Source organism: Pseudomonas sp. HTZ2 (assembly GCF_033173945.1).
Classification (GTDB): domain Bacteria; phylum Pseudomonadota; class Gammaproteobacteria; order Pseudomonadales; family Pseudomonadaceae; genus Aquipseudomonas; species Aquipseudomonas guariconensis.
In genome coordinates this window covers 2,589,835-2,607,366 of the sequence record NZ_CP137332.1, presented here as the reverse complement: position 1 = coordinate 2,607,366, position 17,532 = coordinate 2,589,835, and the positions used below count along the sequence as shown (strand labels likewise).

The 17,532-nt window shown below is 60.8% G+C and carries 16 protein-coding genes; 15 read left to right on the top strand and 1 reads right to left on the bottom strand.

Translation table 11 applies throughout. The features are described 5' to 3' along the window. Window positions 1–41: 41 nt before the first annotated feature. Window positions 42–842: an SDR family NAD(P)-dependent oxidoreductase gene (locus R6G97_RS12110; RefSeq protein WP_046785919.1), complete on the top strand. Its 801-nt coding sequence runs from the start codon at window positions 42–44 to the stop codon at window positions 840–842. Between the two features lie 53 nt (window positions 843–895). Here R6G97_RS12110 and R6G97_RS12105 read toward each other — a convergent pair whose 3' ends face one another. After that, window positions 896–2,527, bottom strand: coding sequence for an ATP-dependent acyl-CoA ligase (locus R6G97_RS12105; protein WP_060494224.1), 1,632 nt, complete (start codon window positions 2,525–2,527; stop codon window positions 896–898). Between the two features lie 183 nt (window positions 2,528–2,710). On the opposite strand from R6G97_RS12105, the gene R6G97_RS12100 reads away from it, so the two are divergent. The 14 genes from R6G97_RS12100 to R6G97_RS12035 all read left to right on the top strand — a co-directional run bounded on the left by R6G97_RS12100 (window position 2,711) and on the right by R6G97_RS12035 (window position 17,516). After that, the gene (locus R6G97_RS12100) at window positions 2,711–3,448 is read left to right on the top strand and encodes a TetR/AcrR family transcriptional regulator (RefSeq protein WP_060494223.1); all 738 of its coding nucleotides are present in this window, start codon (window positions 2,711–2,713) and stop codon (window positions 3,446–3,448) included. A 321-nt stretch (window positions 3,449–3,769) separates the two neighbouring features. Further along, on the top strand, window positions 3,770–4,834 hold the full coding sequence (locus R6G97_RS12095; protein WP_051095689.1) for an amidohydrolase family protein: 1,065 nt from the start codon (window positions 3,770–3,772) through the stop codon (window positions 4,832–4,834). Further along, window positions 4,834–5,700: a fumarylacetoacetate hydrolase family protein gene (locus R6G97_RS12090; protein ID WP_060494221.1), complete on the top strand. Its 867-nt coding sequence runs from the start codon at window positions 4,834–4,836 to the stop codon at window positions 5,698–5,700. The genes R6G97_RS12095 and R6G97_RS12090 overlap by 1 nt, the downstream gene beginning before the upstream one ends. After that, window positions 5,697–6,602, top strand: coding sequence for a 3-hydroxyacyl-CoA dehydrogenase (locus tag R6G97_RS12085; RefSeq protein WP_046785924.1), 906 nt, complete (start codon window positions 5,697–5,699; stop codon window positions 6,600–6,602). Before R6G97_RS12090 ends, R6G97_RS12085 begins: the two co-directional genes overlap by 4 nt. Further along, complete coding sequence (locus R6G97_RS12080; protein WP_046785925.1) at window positions 6,599–7,774, top strand: thiolase family protein; 1,176 nt, start codon at window positions 6,599–6,601, stop codon at window positions 7,772–7,774. Before R6G97_RS12085 ends, R6G97_RS12080 begins: the two co-directional genes overlap by 4 nt. A gap of 1 nt (window position 7,775) precedes the next feature. Further along, window positions 7,776–8,279 (top strand): carboxymuconolactone decarboxylase family protein, encoded by a 504-nt coding sequence (locus R6G97_RS12075; protein WP_169774691.1) that lies wholly within the window; start codon window positions 7,776–7,778, stop codon window positions 8,277–8,279. 139 nt (window positions 8,280–8,418) lie between these two features. Beyond that, window positions 8,419–9,696, top strand: coding sequence for a cytochrome P450 (locus tag R6G97_RS12070; RefSeq protein WP_317848140.1), 1,278 nt, complete (start codon window positions 8,419–8,421; stop codon window positions 9,694–9,696). A 133-nt stretch (window positions 9,697–9,829) separates the two neighbouring features. Continuing rightward, window positions 9,830–11,137, top strand: a complete 1,308-nt coding sequence (locus tag R6G97_RS12065; protein ID WP_046785926.1) for an amidohydrolase family protein — start codon at window positions 9,830–9,832, stop codon at window positions 11,135–11,137. A 110-nt stretch (window positions 11,138–11,247) separates the two neighbouring features. Continuing rightward, window positions 11,248–12,396: an acyl-CoA dehydrogenase family protein gene (locus tag R6G97_RS12060; protein ID WP_046785927.1), complete on the top strand. Its 1,149-nt coding sequence runs from the start codon at window positions 11,248–11,250 to the stop codon at window positions 12,394–12,396. Continuing rightward, on the top strand, window positions 12,396–13,463 hold the full coding sequence (locus tag R6G97_RS12055) for an acyl-CoA dehydrogenase family protein (RefSeq protein ID WP_060494219.1): 1,068 nt from the start codon (window positions 12,396–12,398) through the stop codon (window positions 13,461–13,463). Before R6G97_RS12060 ends, R6G97_RS12055 begins: the two co-directional genes overlap by 1 nt. A 2-nt stretch (window positions 13,464–13,465) precedes the next feature. Then, window positions 13,466–14,266 carry a crotonase/enoyl-CoA hydratase family protein gene (locus tag R6G97_RS12050; RefSeq protein ID WP_046785929.1) on the top strand — a complete coding sequence of 267 codons (801 nt, stop codon included), beginning with the start codon at window positions 13,466–13,468 and terminating at the stop codon, window positions 14,264–14,266. A gap of 41 nt (window positions 14,267–14,307) precedes the next feature. Further along, entirely contained in the window at window positions 14,308–15,432 is a 1,125-nt protein-coding gene (locus R6G97_RS12045) for an acyl-CoA dehydrogenase family protein (protein ID WP_046785930.1), read from the top strand. 58 nt (window positions 15,433–15,490) lie between these two features. Then, complete coding sequence (locus R6G97_RS12040; protein WP_046785931.1) at window positions 15,491–16,348, top strand: cache domain-containing protein; 858 nt, start codon at window positions 15,491–15,493, stop codon at window positions 16,346–16,348. After that, window positions 16,314–17,516, top strand: a complete 1,203-nt coding sequence (locus R6G97_RS12035; protein ID WP_054573056.1) for an MFS transporter — start codon at window positions 16,314–16,316, stop codon at window positions 17,514–17,516. The genes R6G97_RS12040 and R6G97_RS12035 overlap by 35 nt, the downstream gene beginning before the upstream one ends. Window positions 17,517–17,532 lie beyond the last annotated feature (16 nt).

Below are 17,532 nucleotides of genomic sequence, written 5' to 3'. Positions count from 1 at the left end.
AAATACTTTAATGTTCACTAAAAACAAGAAAAGGAGCGGTTATGGCCCTGCTGAACGAACAGGTCGCGCTGATTACCGGCGCAGGGGGCGGAATCGGCCGAGGCATCGCGCTGAACTTCGCCAGAGAGGGAGCTGCGGTGGTGGTCGCAGAACTGGATGAAGCCAGCGGGGAAGCGGTGGTAGCGGATCTCAAGGCGCTTGGCGCCAGGGCGGTGTTCATTCGCACGGACGTCTGCAGCAAGGCCGATATCGAAGCCGCGGTGCAACTGGCTGTAGACGAGTTCGGTGGCCTGGACATACTGGTTAACAACGCGTTTGCGCCCACGCCCAACGTGTTGCTGGAAGACAAGACCGATGCGATGCTCGCGCAGACACTGGGTTCGACCGTGTGGGCAGCCTGGTGGGCGATGAAGGCGGCGCTCCCGCACATGAAGGCGCGCGGGGGCGGCAAGATCATCAACTTCTACTCGATCGATATCGAGATCGGTGCCTGGCTGCATGGCGACTACAACACAGCAAAATCGGCCATCGTGGGGCTGACCCGCAGCGCGGCCTCTGAATGGGGGCGCTTCAACATTCGCACCAACGCCATCGCGCCCACCGCGATGGGCGCCACTTTCCACAAGCTGGCGGCAGAGAACCCGGGGTTCGCTGAAATGTCTGCTTCCATGCGCCCGCTGGGGCGTTGTGGCGAGCCTGAGGCCGATATCGGTCCGGTGGTGGTGTTCCTGGCCAGCGAGATGTCGCGCTTCATTACCGGCGAAACCATTCACGTCGACGGCGGTCTGCACCTGCCTGGCTACAACTCTCGGCCCAAAGGCATCCCCGTGCGCGAATACTGAAACCAAAAAAAAGCGCGGCTAGTGCCGCGCTTTTCGCGTGCTGGGTGAAGCGGCTACTTCTTGGCAACGCTGATCGAGGTAGCCTCGAGGTCCCAGGTAGTAGAGGTTTTGCCTTCGTCGCGCAGCAGGTATTTCAAAACACGGCCCTGTGGGTTCTTCGGCAAGCTGGGGCGAAACTCGATGTAGCGGGGTAGGGCGTAGTAGGGCACCGTCTCCACGGCCCAGTGAAACAGGTCTTCGGGGTGCAGCGTGGCGCCTTCATGCAAAACTGCAGTGACCTTCACGTCATCTTCGCCTTTGTCGGACGGCACCGCATGTACCGCCACTTCGGCCAAGGCAGGATGCACGCCGAAGGCCGCCTCCATCTCGAAACTGGAGATGTTTTCTCCACGGCGTCGCAGATAGTCCTTTTTGCGGTCGACAAAGTAGAAGAAGCCGTCATGATCGAACTTGCCGATGTCGCCAGTATGGAACCACATGTTGCGCATCAGCTTCTGGGTGTCTTCCGGCCGGCGCCAGTAGCCCTGGAACATGATGTCCGGGCGCAGTGGGCGTACCACGATTTCACCGGCGGTATCAGGGGGGACTTCCTGGTCAAGGTCGTCGACAATGCGTACATCGAAGTCGGCAATGCGTTTGCCCGAGGAGCCGGGCGCTGCATATTCGCCGGCTGCCAGCGAGGTGATCACGCAGGCTTCGGTCAGGCCATAGCCGTTGCCACCCACCAGCGGCGTGCCGAAGCGTTCGCGCCAGATCTTCTTGGTTTCTTCGGTATAGGGGTTGCCGCGAGCGGTGTGTATCTGCCCGACGCAGCGCAACATGGCCTCGTTGTCTGGCGCCTGTGCGAGGAGCCCTCCCATGCCGCCGAGAATCGAGGCGATAGTGGCGCCCGAGCGTTCCACTTCCGGCCAGAAGCCGGACACCGAAAAGCGCGGCAGGATGGCGGCACGTGCACCCACCAGAATGCTGGCGATGATCGACACGCACAGGGCATTCATGTGGAATAGCGGCAGCGGTGTGATGGTGACGTCATCGGCACTAGCAGGTCCGGCACGCAATTGCAGGCGGGCCAGGTTACACATGAAGTTGTAGCTGATCATGCAGCCTTTGGACGGGCCGGTGGTGCCCGAGGTGTAGATCAGGCAGGCGAGATCGGAAGGTTGCGGCTTAGTGGCCAGCGGGGTGGCGTCCTGGCCGCGATAGCTGTCCAGCGCGGTAATGCGGATCGCGCACTCGGGCACGCTGTCGGGGGTACCGCGGTGCAAAATGTGGCGCACGTCATGCAGCTGTTCTGCCAGCGGTGTGATGCGCTGCAGGTAGGCAGCTTCGCAGATCACCAGCGAGGTGCCAGTGTCAGCGATCTGGTGGCGCAGAAACTCGCCCTTAAGTGCCGTGTTGATCGGCACGCTTACCGCGCGCAGCTTGTTGATGGCCAGCCAGGTGATGACCGCATCGATATTATTGTCGAGCATGGTCAGTACAGTTTCACCCGGCTTAATGCCGAGCGACGCCAGGGCGTTGGCCATTCTTGTCGAAAGTGAATCAACATCACCGTATGTGTATAACTCTCCGCTGAAATCCAGCAGGATTCGCTCCGGATGCCTTGCCACTGCACGGTCTAGCGCATCAATGACAGTGTCTCGTTCTCCTACCGCCCAAGTGTCTGGATTCCCACTGCTACCCATGAATTTTCTCCGTTTAGGCCCCGAAACTGCTGGTCTGCCTGGTTTTTGTTTTAAATAGAGAACCTGATTCTAAATGCAAAATCCAAAATTGTCTTTAGCATAAAGTTGAACATATACGATTATTTGTGCGCAGATTCTGTGCTAACGTTGCCTCATCATTACTCTCCACGAGCCTGCAAGTCCATGCCAAAAAATGTAACTCAGGTGGCTGAAGCGCCTAAGGCCGCTGCCAAAACCAGGAAAAAAGCCGCACCTGACACCCCTGCGAGCGGCCCCAAGGCCGTCAACACCGTCGAGCGGCGCAATGGCCCGGCAGCGGCAGTCAATAAGGTCAAGCCCAACCGCCGTTCGGAAGAAACCATCGCCAACATCCTAAAGGCGACCGAAGAAGTGGTGCTGATGTCGGGCGCCGATCGCATTTCCATTCTCGATGTGTGCCAGGTCGCGGGTGTATCGCGCGGGACCTTTTACCGCTATTTCTCTTCCCAGGAAGACCTGCTGGACACCTTCTCACGGCACAAGCGTGAAAGCTTCCACACCTCGTTGTCGCAGGAGCTGGGCCACACCAGTGATCCGGAAGCGCGGCTGAACGCATTGTTCGCCTACCTCGACAACTACCTTGAGCAAAGCCGTGCGCGGCGCCTGCTGGTGGTGGCGCCAGACTATGCGCTGGGATTCTTTCGGCGGATTTTCCACGACTCGATCGTGCGTTTTCAGGATGGCCTTGGCATTGTCTTTGATGACTGGGACGACCGCCTAGGCGTACGCCTGGATCGGGAGCTGATCTGCGAAATGATCATTCGCTATGTGTTGAGTGAAATCTTGGTGCCGGAGGCGGCGGGGCGCCGACTATTCCCGGTACGCGTGAAAAAGCTGCTTGGCGCACTGATCATGGGGTCTACCTCGCGCACCCGCCGCTGATACCTTCTTTCGCCATTCTGTACACCTAAGCCCCCGTCAGTCGGGGGTTTTTTGTGGGTTGTCGAAATTCCTCTTCCTCATTTTTGCGCTTGTTGGTCAGTTCAAGCCCTCTTTCCTAGGTTGGGGGCAGGCTCTGCCTCGAGGGTTTCAGGATGGCTTGAAAATAATGTGAACAGAATTTTGATTTCTGCTCAAATTAATTTTAAGCTCTGGCCTAGTAGCGAGCCTTGCTGTTCCCCTTCCCGCGTCGGTTGACCGTGACCACGCAAAGGCACCCCGCTGCAAACCAACAAAAAAGTGCCAACTTCGAGGTACCTGCACATGCTTATCGATCTGCACGCTCACGCACCCCATCCGGGTTACTACAACCAGCACCCGCACTGGGGGCCGTTCTTCGAACAGCACGCCGATGGCGATATCAAGCTGCGGGTGGGGGAATGGATTCTGGGGCTCGGTTCGCCTGAGCGTAAGGCGGCCGTGCGTTCTGGCAACGGCCCCAAGCTTGAAGAGTACTTCGCGCGCTGGGCGGATCCGAAAGTCCGCCTGGCCGGGATGGATGCGGCAGGGCAGAACCTGCAGGTAATCTCGGTGCCGTCGCACTGCTACATGTACTGGACCGAGGCCGAGTTCGCCGTACCATTTGCACGTACCGTCAACACGACGCTGGCTGAGTACTGCTCGGCGGCCCCGGACCGTCTGATGTTCTGGGCCCACGTGCCGTTGAACGCGCCCGAGGCGGCCGCCGCCGAACTGCGCTATGCCTGTACCGAGCTGGGGGCCAAGGGCATGGTGGCAGGTGGTGCCAACTTCGGCGGCCTGGAGTTCGATTCTCCGGAGCTTGACGTGGTGTGGCGCACTCTCTGCGACCTGGACCTGCCGATGTTCATCCACGGCTACAATCAGTCGGTCACCTGGGGCAAGAACGCCAACGACGACCGTTACGAAACCACCGCCATCGTCGGCATGCAGTACGACGAAAGTCGCTGCTTCTGGAACCTGATCTGCGGTGGCGTGCTGGACCGCTTCCCCGACCTCAAGGTTTACATCACCCACGGCGGCGGCTACGTGCCGTATCAGCTTGGGCGTCTGGCCAAGACCAACGAGAACCTGGACGTCAAATACAACAAGAAGCCGTTGCTCGACTACATGAAGAACTTCTACTTCGATGTCGAATTGCACGAAGTGCCGATGCGCCAGGCGTTGGTCGATATCATCGGTGCCGACCATGTGCTGTACGGCAGCAACTTTGGCGGCAGCGATGCGGTGCGTCATGACCTGACCCATGGCCTGAAGCTTTCGGATGCCGATCTGCGCAAGATCCGCTATGAGAACGCCTGCCGCCTGCTGCATCTGGATCCCACCAAGCTGGGCAAGGTAGGTGCCTGATGAAGCTGGCACGCTGTGAGCACCCAGCAGTCGGTATTTTCTGGGCTGTGGTAGATGTCGCCCAGGATCAGGTAACTCCTATTTCCGGCGACTTCAGGGACTGGGCGCCGGGCGTGGCGGCTGGGCGGGGTATCAGCTCCGTCCGGCTCGCCGGCCCGGCGCTGGCGCTGTCGAAAGTGCGTTTGCTTCCACCGATCGAACCGATCAATCGGGTAGTGGTGGCGGGCGCCAACTATGCCAAGCACCTGGTGGAGTTCGGATTGAACGCACCGGCGCAGCCGGTCGCATTCCTCAAGGCCTACGGTGCGTTAATCGGCGCCAGGGATCCAATACGCTTTCCACCCTTGACCGAAGAACTCGACCACGAGGTTGAACTGGTGGCGGTGATCGGCACGGGCGAGATCGACCTTGAAAACCCGCTGGCCTGCGTGCTCGGCTACACCGTCGGCAACGACGTGAGTGCGCGTGACCTGCAGCGCAGCGGGCCGCCCGGCATCGGCATGGACCTGTTCGCCGCCAAGAGCCAGGACCAGACCACGGGCCTCGGCCCGTGGATCGTCACTAAGGACGAGTTTGCGCAAGGCTCCCCGCGGTTACGCCTGACCTTGAAAGTGAATGGCGAGATTCGCCAGGACGGGTCCACCGCGGAGATGACCTGGGACGTGGGGCAGTTGATCCGCTTCGTGCAGCAACGCTCCAGCTTTGCCACGGGCGACGTCCTGTTCACCGGCTCGCCGGCGGGCGTCGGCATGGGTACTGGCCTGTATCTCAAGGAGGGCGACGTGGTTGAGGCCAGCGTCGAAGGCATCGGCACATTGCGAAATGTAGTCGGCAAAAAACCGCAGCTAATCGAGAACCACACATGAACGCCAACAACAAAGAGAAAGTAGTGGTCGTGGGTGCAGGGCTGATGGGCACCGGCATCGCACATGCGTTCGCCAATTCCGGTTTCGTCACCGTTCTGGTCGATACCAATGCGGCTTCGTTGACCCAGGCGCGGGCCAGTATCGAAAAAATCCTTGGCGATGGAGTGCGCCTGGGCAAGGTCGGCGAGGAACACGCACAGCGCTCGCTGGTCAACCTGCTGACCACCAGTGACCTGGACGAAGCTGCCAGCGGTGCGAACTGGCTGGTGGAAACTGTCTCCGAGCAATTGGCGGTGAAGCAGGCGGTCATCCGCCAGGCTGCTCCGCTGCTGGCCGCCGACGCCATCATTGCCACTAACACCTCAGCTCTGAGTGTGACCGAGATCGCCACGTCGGTAGATGTCGCCGAGCGGGTCATCGGCATGCATTTCTTCAACCCGGTGCACAAGATGAAACTGGTGGAGCTGGTGCGTGGCCTGGCCACCAGCGACGAGGTGGTGGTGCGCACCCGCGCATTGTGCGATCAGATCGGCAAAACCTCGATCATTGTCAATGAATCGCCGGGGCTGACCACCAGCCGGATGTCGGCGCTATTGGGCAACGAAGCGATGTGGATGCTGCAGGAAGGCACCGCTACCGCAGAGGACATCGATACCGCATTACGGTTGGGCTTCAATCACCCGATGGGACCGTTGGAGCTGGGTGACCTGACTGGCTGGGACACGCGGCTTTCGGTATTGCGCTATTTGCACCAGACGTTGGGCGAGAAGTTCCGTCCCTGCCCCCTGATCATCAAGATGGTTGCGGCCGGCCGCCTCGGACGCAAGACAGGGCAGGGCGTGTATCGCTATGTTGATGGCAAGCAGGTCCCGGGGTCCGGGCTCAAGGCGAGTGCACTATGAGCGACGTCGTCATCGTTGATGCGGTGCGTACTGCCATTGGCAGGTTTCGCGGCAGCCTGGCGGGCGTGCGCGCCGACCATCTAGGCTCGCTGGTAATCAGTCGCTTGCTCGAGCGTGTCGATGTTGCTCCCGAAAAAGTCGAAGATGTGATCTTCGGCTGCGTGACCCAGATAGGCGAGCAGTCGGCCAATATTGCTCGCACCGCGCTGTTGGGGGCTGGCTGGCCGGTCGGCATTCCCGGCCTGACTATCGACCGCAAATGCGGCTCGGGTGAAGTGGCGGTGCATCTGGCCGCTGGCGCAATTGCCAGCGGTGCGGCGCAGGTTGTCGTGGCAGGTGGCGCGGAAAACATGAGCCGCGTACCTATGGGCAGCAACCGTGACCTACATGGTGAGGCCTTCGGCTGGATGGCGGCGCAGCACTATGAGTTGACCAGCCAAGGTGAAGCGGCCGAGCGGATCGTCGACAAATGGTCGCTCACCCGCGATGCCCTGGATGATTTTGCCTTTGCTAGCCACCAGCGCGCCGCCGCTGCGTGCGACGCCGGGTATTTCGACAATGAAATCATTCCGGTCGTGGTCGATGATCTGAAGGAGCGATCCCTGATCGAGCCTGATGGTGTGTTGCGCCGGGATGAAACCATTCGGCGGGATACTTCGCGGGAAAAGCTGTCGACCCTCAAGACCAGTTTTCGTCCAGAGACGGGGCGCATCACCGCCGGCAATTCGTCGCAGATTTCCGACGGCGCCGCCGCGCTTCTGCTGATGAATGCGGACACGGCGAAAAAGCTTGGGCTCAGGGCAAGGGCACGCATCCGTGCTTTCACCACGGTCGGCTCTGATCCCACCTTGATGCTAACCGGGCCGATCGCCGCCACTCACAAGGTGCTGGCAAAGGCGGGGTTGAACCTCGATGACATCGACCTGTTCGAGGTCAACGAAGCCTTCGCCTCAGTGCCGCTGGCCTGGATGTTGGAAACCGGCGTGCCTCACGACAAGTTGAACGTCAACGGCGGTGCCATTGCCCTGGGGCACCCTCTGGGGGCCAGTGGCGCGCGTCTGATGACCACTTTGCTCAATGAGCTCGAGCGCCGCGGTGACCGCTTCGGCCTGCAGGCCATCTGCTGCGCTGGCGGCATGGGCACCGCCACAATCATTGAACGGCTCGATTGAAGTGGCCCGCCTGCCTCTGGTTGCCCTGAGCGACATGCCGCCCGCGTTGCGGGACGCCGTCGACCGCGGGCAGCGCAGCCGCATGCTCAGTTCCATCACCCCGGTTCAGGTCTGGGCGCACCGCCCGGCGGCTGCCCTGGCCTGGCTGGGGCTGATGGAGTGCCTGCATAGCGACAGCCAGCTATCCGAGCGCTTACGCGAGTTGGTACGCCTGAAGATCGCCAGCATCACCACCTGCCGGGCCTGCCAACTGGCGCGTAAGTCGGACACCGTCACCGAACAGGACATCGCCTGCATGGCGAGCGACGACGCCCGGTTCAGCCCCGAGGAAAGGGCGGCGTTGACTTACGCCGAGTTGTTTGCCAGCGATTACCTGGCGATCGACGACCGGCATTTTAGCCAGCTCGCTGCGTATTTTTCTGCCGCACAGATAGCTGAATTGGGTATGTACTGCGCTCTGATGCTGGCGGGCGGGCGTATGACGCTGGTGCAGCAAGCGTATTAAAGGCGGACATGAATCAATTTTAGTATCCATAAAACCAGTATTTGTTCATTTGTACTCGAGTAGGGCCTGGCATCAAACCCCATAGAGGGCCCATACCAAAAACTCATTAAAAATAATGACAATAAAACCGGAGATGATCATGTCCACACCGGCACAAAGCGATCTGACCAAGGCATTTTCCGACGTAGCCAGCAATTACCGTGGTACCAATGATATCGACCTGCACGCGACCTATCGCGACATGCGCGCCAATTCCCCTGTACTGCAAGACAACTTCATGGCGCGCCTCGGGGTGCCATCCATCGCCGGGCTGGACGCCGCACGGCCTACCTTCACATTGTTCAAGTACGACGACGTGATGGCTGTGATGCGCGATGCTGGCAACTTCACCAGCGGCTTTATCGCCGAGGGTCTGGGCGCCTTTTTCGACGGTTTGATACTGACCGCGATGGATGGCGAGGCGCACAAGAACATCCGCAGCCTGCTGCAACCGGTGTTCATGCCCGATACCGTCAATCGCTGGAAAGAAACCAGGATTGACCGGGTGATTCGTGAGGAGTACCTCAAGCCCATGGTGCCGGCAAAGTCGGCCGACTTGATGGACTTCGCGCTGTATTTCCCCATCCGTGTGATCTATTCGCTGATCGGTTTCCCGGAAGACCGGCCGGAGCAGATCGAGCAGTACGCGGCCTGGGCGTTGGCGATCCTGGCGGGTCCTCAGGTTGACCCGGAGAAGGCCGCGGCGGCGCGTGGCGCGGCGATGCACGCCGCACAGGCGTTGTATGACGTGGTCAAGGACGTAGTAGCCGATCGCCGCGCGCAGGGCGGTACGGGCGACGACCTCATCAGTCGCCTGATCCAGGCCGAGTACCAGGGCCGATCCCTGGACGATCATGAAATCGCGACCTTCGTGCGTTCGCTGCTGCCGGCGGCCAGTGAAACCACCACCCGTACCTTCGGCACCCTGATGTCGCTCCTGCTCCAGCACCCTGAAGTACTGGAGCGGGTGCGCAATGACCGCAGCCTGGTGAACAAGGCCATCGATGAAGCAGTGCGCTTCGAGCCCGTGGCTACCTTCAAGGTGCGCCAGGCCGCCAAAGACCTGCAGATCCGCGGTGTACCTATCCCGCAAGGGGCGATGGTGCAGTGCATTGTCAGCTCCGCAAACCGCGACGAAGACGCCTTCGAACACCCCGACGTATTCGACATCGATCGCAAACCGAAGCCTTCGTTCGGCTTCGGCTTCGGTCCGCATATGTGCATCGGCCAATTCGTGGCCAAGACCGAGATCAACTGCGCGCTGAACGCGATTTTCGACCTGATGCCCAACATCCGCCTAGACCAGAGCAAGCCCGCGCCGCAGATAATAGGCGCGCAGCTGCGCGGTCCGCATTACCTGCATGTGCTGTGGGATTGAAGCAGCCCCTGGTCGTCGCTGATAGCCTTGCATTCGACTAAATATGAACACAAACAAAAAAAGTGTTTAATTTTAGTTGAATCTGCTCTATGCTTCATTCACAACAACAAGCCCGAATGCGAAGGGGATAGCCATGAAAGTTGAAGATCTGATTCTCGTCAGTGTCGATGACCACGCGATTGAGCCGCCCAATGCCTTTGCCCGCCATATGCCGGCCCGCTTCAAGGGGCGCGAGCCGCATGTGGTCAAGAAAGGCGAGCGCGACGTCTGGGTGTTCGAGGAGCAGGCCACCGGCTACATGGGCTTGAACTCGGTAGTCGGCCGGCCGAAAGAGGAATACGGCATGGAGCCGCTGGGCTACGACCAGATGCGTCGTGGCACCTGGAACATCAAGGACCGTGTCGACGACATGAACGCTAACGGCGTACTGGGCTCCTTGTGCTTCCCCACCTTCCCGGGCTTTGCCGGCCAGCGCTTTCAAGTGCACGGCGACCGCGCCGTGTCGCTGGCTGCAATCCAGGCCTATAACGACTGGCACCTGCACGACTGGTGCAACGCCGCTCCGGGCCGTTTCATCCCGCTGATGATCGTACCGTGGTGGGACATGAAGGCCGCCGCCGCTGAAGTCGAGCGCCTGGCACGGCAAGGCGTGCATGCCATTTCGCTGTCGGATAACCCGGCCATCCATGGTTACCCGTCGATTCACAGCGACTATTGGGACCCACTGTGGAAGGCCTGTAGCGACAACAAGGTGGTCATCTGCTGCCATATCGGTACTGGCGTGAAAGCGAATCATGCGTCTGACATGTCGCCTATTGATGCCTGGATCACGTCCATGCCTATCTCCATCGCCAATTCGGCGGCCGACTGGATCTGGGCGCCAATGTGGAAGAAATTCCCCGACCTGCGCATGGCCCTGTCCGAAGGGGGCATCGGCTGGGTCCCCTATCTGCTAGAGCGTGCTGACTTCACTCACCGCCATCACAACGCCTGGACCAACTCCAACTTCGGCGGGAAGATGCCTAGCGATATCTTCAACAAGCACTTCATCACCTGTTTCATTGAGGACAATTTCGGCCTCAAAAACCTGGATTTCCTCAACGCCGACATGGTTACCTGGGAAAGCGATTACCCACACTCCGACTGCACATGGCCCAACTCGCCGGAAACCGCCTGGGAAGGGCTGCAACACCTCTCCAAGGACGTCATCGACAAGGTCACCCATCTGAATGCGATGCGCGAGTTTTCCTTCGACCCATTCTCCATCCACGGTCGCGAAAACTGCACGGTGGGTGCGCTGCGGGCCCAGGCCACACACGTCAGCATCGAGCCCGCCCTAGGCCTGGGCGGCGCCGACCATGGACGCCATGACAACAAGCCTGTCACCTCCGGCGACATCAATGCGATGTTCGCCCAGGCTGACGCGCAAACCGCGTTGTAAGTCGCCCACCTTGCTTCAGGTGTCGCGCATCGGCGGCTGAAGCAAGGGGGCGGTTCTGTGGTCGCCTCAAGCGGGGCGATTGCGCCTGTGTTCAGCGTTAGAGAGCGCATATGGCCATCAGTCAATTCAGCTACAACTCCATCCCTCCCGAGGCCGAGGCGCTTCGCGCCGACGTCCGGGCATTCATTCAGGCCCATCTGGCCGATTATCCACCGACCTTGCGTGCCCATTCCTGGATGGGCTTCGATACCGAATTCAGTAGGCAGCTGGGCGCCCGTGGCTGGGTCGGCATGGCATTGCCCAAAGCCTACGGTGGCGCGGCGGCGGGGCCATTTGCGCGTTATGTGGTCATCGAGGAACTGCTGGCTGCCGGTGCGCCGGTCTCGGCCCATTGGATTGCCGACCGCCAGAGCGGGCCGCTTATCAACCGCTTCGGTACCGAGCAGCAGAAGCAGCGCTATCTGCCTGCCATCTGCCGGGGTGAAAGCTACTTCTGCATCGGCATGAGCGAGCCCAATTCCGGCTCGGACCTGGCCTCGATCAAGAGCAATGCGCTACGCGAGGGCGACAGCTGGCTGCTCAATGGGCAGAAGGTCTGGACCACCAACGCGCACCATTCGCAATACATGATTGCGCTGGTGCGCACCGGCGAAAAACAGGCCGCGCGTCACGAGGGTATGTCGCAATTCATCGTCGACCTGAGCCTGCCAGGGATTACCATCCGGCCAATCCGCGACCTGGCCGGGGGTGAGCATTTCAACGAAGTATTCTTCGACAACGTTCGCCTACCCGCCGACGCGCTGATCGGCAGCGAAGGCAAGGGCTGGGAGCAGGTAACTGCGGAACTGGCGTTCGAGCGCAGCGGCCCAGAGCGCTTTCTCAGTTGCATGGCGCTGCTCACCAGCCTGATCGACGCGTTGGGCAAGGTGCCCGATGCCCTGCAGGCACGGGAGATCGGGCGCCTATCGGCCAGGCTACTGACGTTGCGCAACATGTCGCTGTCGGTCACCGCACAACTGGCTGCAGGGGAGCATCCGGCCTGGGCCGCCTCGTGCGTGAAAGACCTGGGCAACGTGTTCGAACAGGAACTGCCGGAAATCGCGCAGTTGCTGCTGGACACCGAGCCGCGCCAGGTCGGTGGCAGCGAATACGCACGGGTGCTGGCCTACCTGACGCAAATGGCGCCGTCTTTTTCACTGCGTGGCGGTACGCGCGAGATTCTACGCGGCATCATTGCCCGTGGCCTGGAGTTGCGATAATGCGCGAATTATTTGAGACGATGATCGAACGCCTGTTTGCCGATCTGTCCACCCCGGCCTATGTGCTTGGTTGCGAGGGCGGCGAGTGGCCAGCCGAGCTCTGGTCTGCACTCGATGAGTCAGGCTTTACCCTAGCGGGCGCCGCCGAAGCGCTAGGCGGCGCGGGCGCCAGCTGGGCGGATATCTATGTAATGGTCCGAGCCGCCGGGCGCTATTCGGTGCCGGCCCCGCTGGGCGAGGCCTTGTTGGCCAACTGGCTGCTGAGCAAGGCGGGCCTTGAAGGGCACGAAGGCGCTTTGAGCATCGCCGCCCATGCCGATTTGGCCCTGATCGATGGGCACGTCAGCGGCACCGCCCGCGCCGTACCCTGGGGGCGCAATGTAGATGCCGTGGTGGCCGTCGCCACCACCGATGCAGGTACACCGCAGGTGGTGTTGCTGCGACGCAGCATGGCCTGCGAACTCACCCCCAGCCTCAACGTGGCGGGAGAGCCGCGCGATGACCTGGTCTTCCGTGGTGCGCGCGTAGTTGCCCACGCACAGCTGCCTGATGGCCTCGGTGTCGATGTCCTGGAACTTGGCGGCGCGATGCTCCGCTCGGCGCAGACCGCCGGTGCGCTGCATGCGTTGCTGGACATGACCGCCAACTATGCGCGAGAGCGCAAGCAGTTCGGCAAGGCTATCGGGTCGTTCCAGGCGATCCAGCAACAGCTGGCGGTACTGGCCGAACAGACGGCCGCTGCCAGTATTGCCGCTGAAGCAGCCTTTTGCGAGTCCGACGACGGGCTCGCGGCATTGACCATCGCCGTAGCGAAAATCAGTACCGCCGACGCCGCGAGTGCCGGCGCCAGCATCGCCCATTCGGTACACGGCGCCATTGGCTTCACCGAGGAATACCCGCTTCACCTGCTCAGCCGACGGCTGTGGGCATGGCGCAGCGAGTTTGGCTCGGCCAGCCTCTGGAGCCAACGCCTGGGCGCACAAGTCTGCCAGGGTGGCAGCGACGGATTCTGGCCATTGTTGACCCACCACGGCAAGCAACCATTGACCGGCCTTGCGAGCAATTGACTATGACCCCTTTTCTTCAGATCGAGCGCGAGGGCGGTATCGTCACTGTGCGCATGAACCACCCGGACACCCGCAATGCCCTGACCACACCGGAGCAGATCCAGGAGTTTGTCGATCTGTGCGCCGCGTTGCGTCGCGACAAGTCCGTCAGGGTCATGGTGCTGACCGGCAATGGCAGCGCCTTTTGCGCCGGCGGCAATGTCAAGGATATGCACGAGCGTGCTGGTATCTTCGCAGGCTCGCCCTATGAGCTGCGTAACACTTACCGTGACGGCATTCAGCGCATTCCGCTGGCGCTGTACGACCTGGACATTCCGGTTATCGCCGCCGTCAACGGGCCCGCGATTGGAGCGGGCCTGGACCTTGCCTGCATGTGTGATATCCGCTTGGCATCCACCTCGGCGGTATTCGCCGAGAGCTTCGTACGCCTGGGTATCGTGCCGGGCGATGGCGGTGCCTGGTTGCTGCCGCGAATCATCGGCGTTCCCAAGGCGAGTCTGATGTCCTTTACCGGCGATACCATCAATGCGGTCAAGGCCCTGGAATGGGGGCTGGTTGAGCAGGTGTGCGCGCACGAGACCTTGATGGCCGAAGCGCGTTCGTTGGCAGGGCGCATCGCTAGCAACCCGGGGCACTCGCTGCGACTGTGCAAGCGCTTGCTGCGCGAAGGGCAGCACATGCGCCTGGACTCATTGCTCGAGCTGTCGGCGGCTTACCAATCGCTGGCCCACCACACTGAAGATCATCAAGAAGCCGTTTCGGCGTTTGTCGAAAAGCGAAATCCCGACTACCTCGATCGGTGACCGCATAAAGGCACAACCGACGGAATTTTGGAGTATTGAAGATGCGTGGCGTTTTCCGTGAAGACCACAATATGTTCCGCGAACAAGCGCGCCGGTTCGTCGATCGTGAGATCGTGCCCTACCTGCATGAGTGGGAAAAGAACGGCATTGTGCCCAAGGAGGTCTGGCTCAAGGCGGGGGAGACCGGACTTTTGTGTTCTACGGTACCCGAGGAGTACGGCGGGCCTGGCGGGGACTTCGGCCACTCGGCGGTGATGATCGAAGAACTGGCGCGTGCCAATGCAACCGCGGTGGGGTTTACTACCCACTCCGAGATCGTTGCCCCATACATTGTCGCCTACGGTAGCGAGGAGCAGAAACAGCGTTGGCTGCCCCGGATGGTCAGCGGCGAGCTGATTGGTGTGATCGCCATGAGCGAGCCAGGTATCGGCAGCGACCTGCGCTCGATGCGGACCTTGGCGCGCCGGGAGGGCGATGATTATATCGTTTCCGGGCAGAAGACCTTCATCACCAATGGGGGTAATGCAGGCCTGACGGTGACCGCGACCAAACTCGACCTCAGCGCCAAGGAGCTCACCCTTATTTGCGTGGAAGAGGGGTGCCAGGGGTTCTCCAAGGGACGGTTGCTAGAGAAGATTGGCTTGAAGGGCCAGGACACCGCCGAATTATTCTTCGACGATGTGCGGGTGCCTTCCAGCAATCGGCTCGGAGAGGAGGGGCAGGGCTTCAAGTACCTGACTCATCAATTGGCATGGGAGCGCCTGATCATCGCGATTCGCGCCGCCCAGTCGATCCAGACGCTACTGGAAGAGACGATCGAGTACACCCGGGAGCGGAAGGTATTCGGCAAGCCGGTGCTGGATTTCCAGAACACCCGGTTCAAGCTCGCCGAAGCAAAGGCTCAGTTCACCATGCTGAGAGTATTTGTCGATGATTGCCTGGCCAAGGTCATGCGCGGTGAGCTGCCCGCGGATGTGGCGGCCATGGCCAAACTGCTGGGCTCGGAGATGCAGGGCAAGCTACTTGACGAATTCCTGCAACTGCACGGCGGCTATGGGTTCATGAGCGAGTACAAGATCAGCCGAGCCTGGGTCGATGCGCGTGTTGCGAGGATCTACGGCGGTACCTCGGAAATCATGAAAGAGATTATCGGTCGCACGCTTTAGGCGCCGACGGGCAGGGCGTGGCAGTGCTGCCAGTAAGGTCACCGGAGAAATGAAAACAATGAGCCTTTATCGAGCGTTCACAGGTGTTTGCTTGTGTCTTGCTTGCTTGTTCGCCATGGCGCAGCCGCCGTCGAGTGACGTCTACGATGCTGAAAGCCAGCGCGCTCGTGCACTGCTGGCGAAGGCGGTGGCCCGTTATCAGGCCAGCGGCGATAACGCCCTGGCCGAGTTCAGCCGCCAGGGTGAGTTCGTCGATGGCGAGTTGTACATCTACGTGGTCGATACCTCTGGGGTGATGCTGGCCAGCGGCGGGCCATCGGTGTCGCTGGTCGGCAAACCGGTGGTGAGCGTGCTGGACGACGACCTCAAGGCCGCGTTTCGTCAAGCTATCGAGCAGCCCGCTGATGGCACCGTGCGCAGCGCCGAGTATCGCTGGTGGAACTGGCAACATGCCAAGGTAGAGCGCAAGCGCGTGTTCTATCAACGGGTGGGCGAGCGGGTGATCTCCGTGGGCTATTACATGCCGCGCTCCAGCTTTGAACAGGCCCGTGAGCTGCTGCAGCGGGTCGTGGACCAAGTGCACAAGGACCCAAACGCGGCCTTTGCCCTCATCAACCAGCACGACAAAGAGCTCACTCAGGGTGACCTGTATGCCTTCGTGGTGGACATCAAGAGCCAGCGCTTCGTTGCCCATGGCTTCCTGCCGCGCCTAATCGGTACGGATTTCAAGTCGCTGCGTTCCACCGATGGCCAGCCGATTGGCGAGGCTATGTTGCGGCAAATGCAACAGCATGAAACCGGTGAACTCGACTACCTGTGGCGCAACCCCATCACTGGGCAGAACGAGTTCAAGAAAACCTTATTGCAGCGGGTAAACGGGTATGTGGTTGCGCTGGGATACTACAGCGGTCAGTAGGCCGGCGCATCCTAATGCGCAGATCCTTTCGATCATCTGCTTCAATTTCATCGGGTACATATGCAGCGGCTTGCCGCTGGCGGTGCTGCCGGGCTTCGTGCTTCATGACCTCGGCTTGGGCGCGGTGCTGGCCGGCGCTGTGATCGGTGTGCAGTACGTTGCTACATTGCTTGCACGGCCGCTGGCTGGCAGCGTGGCGGACCGCTTTGGGGCCAGGTGCTCGGTGCTGTGCGGGCTCGGTGGCCTGATCGCTAGCGGCCTGTTGACCTGGCTTGCGCTTACGCTGCTGGCTCCAGTGTCGCTGTGCCTGGTGCTTCTGGTGCTGGGCAGGATCATCTTAGGTCTGTGTACCGCCATGATCTCCACGCCCTGCTGTACCTGGGCGATTGGCCTGAACGGTGTGCCCAGCACCGCCAAGGTGATGTCTTGGAACGGCATCGCGGCCTATGGCGGTGTGGCGGTTGGCGCGCCGTTGGGAAGTTTACTGGGCAATACGTTCGGCATTGCCAGTGTCGGGTTGTGCAGTGCTCTGCTGGCCTTGGTATTTGTGTTCATGGCGTTGGTCAAGCGCCCAGCGCCGATAGTGGCTGGGGTACGACTGGCCTTTCATCGGGTACTGCTGGCGGTGCTGCCCAATGGGATGGTGCTCATGTGCAGCTCGGTTGGATACGGTGGGCTCATGGCATTCGTCGCACTGTATTTCGACAGCCTGGGTTGGCAGGGTGCGGCGTTTTGTCTGAGCGGGTTTGGTGCGGGTTTCATCGTGGCGCGGCTGGCATTGCCGGGCATTCTGCACCGGTTGCGCGGCTACGCGGTGGTTGCTGGCTGCCTGCTGGTACAGACGAGCGGCCTGCTGCTGGTCGGGCTGGCACCGTCGCCGACACTGGTGATCGCAGGGGGCACCCTAACTGGCATCGGCGTGTCGTGGGTCTATCCAGGGCTAGGCATGGAAACGCTGGCGATGATCCCGGCGGCTAACCGAACCTTGGCGCTCAGTGCACTTTCATTGTTTTTTGACGTCGCAGTCGGGGTGGCAGGGCCGGCGCTGGGCCTGGTTGCTGCAGGCTACGGCTACGCTTGGGTGTTCCTTTGGTCTGCACTGTTGTCAGGGAGCGCTGGGGGGCTAGTTCTTCACCTGTATTGGAAATCCAGTTCTTTCCACCGTTGAACTCAATCTTTAGGGG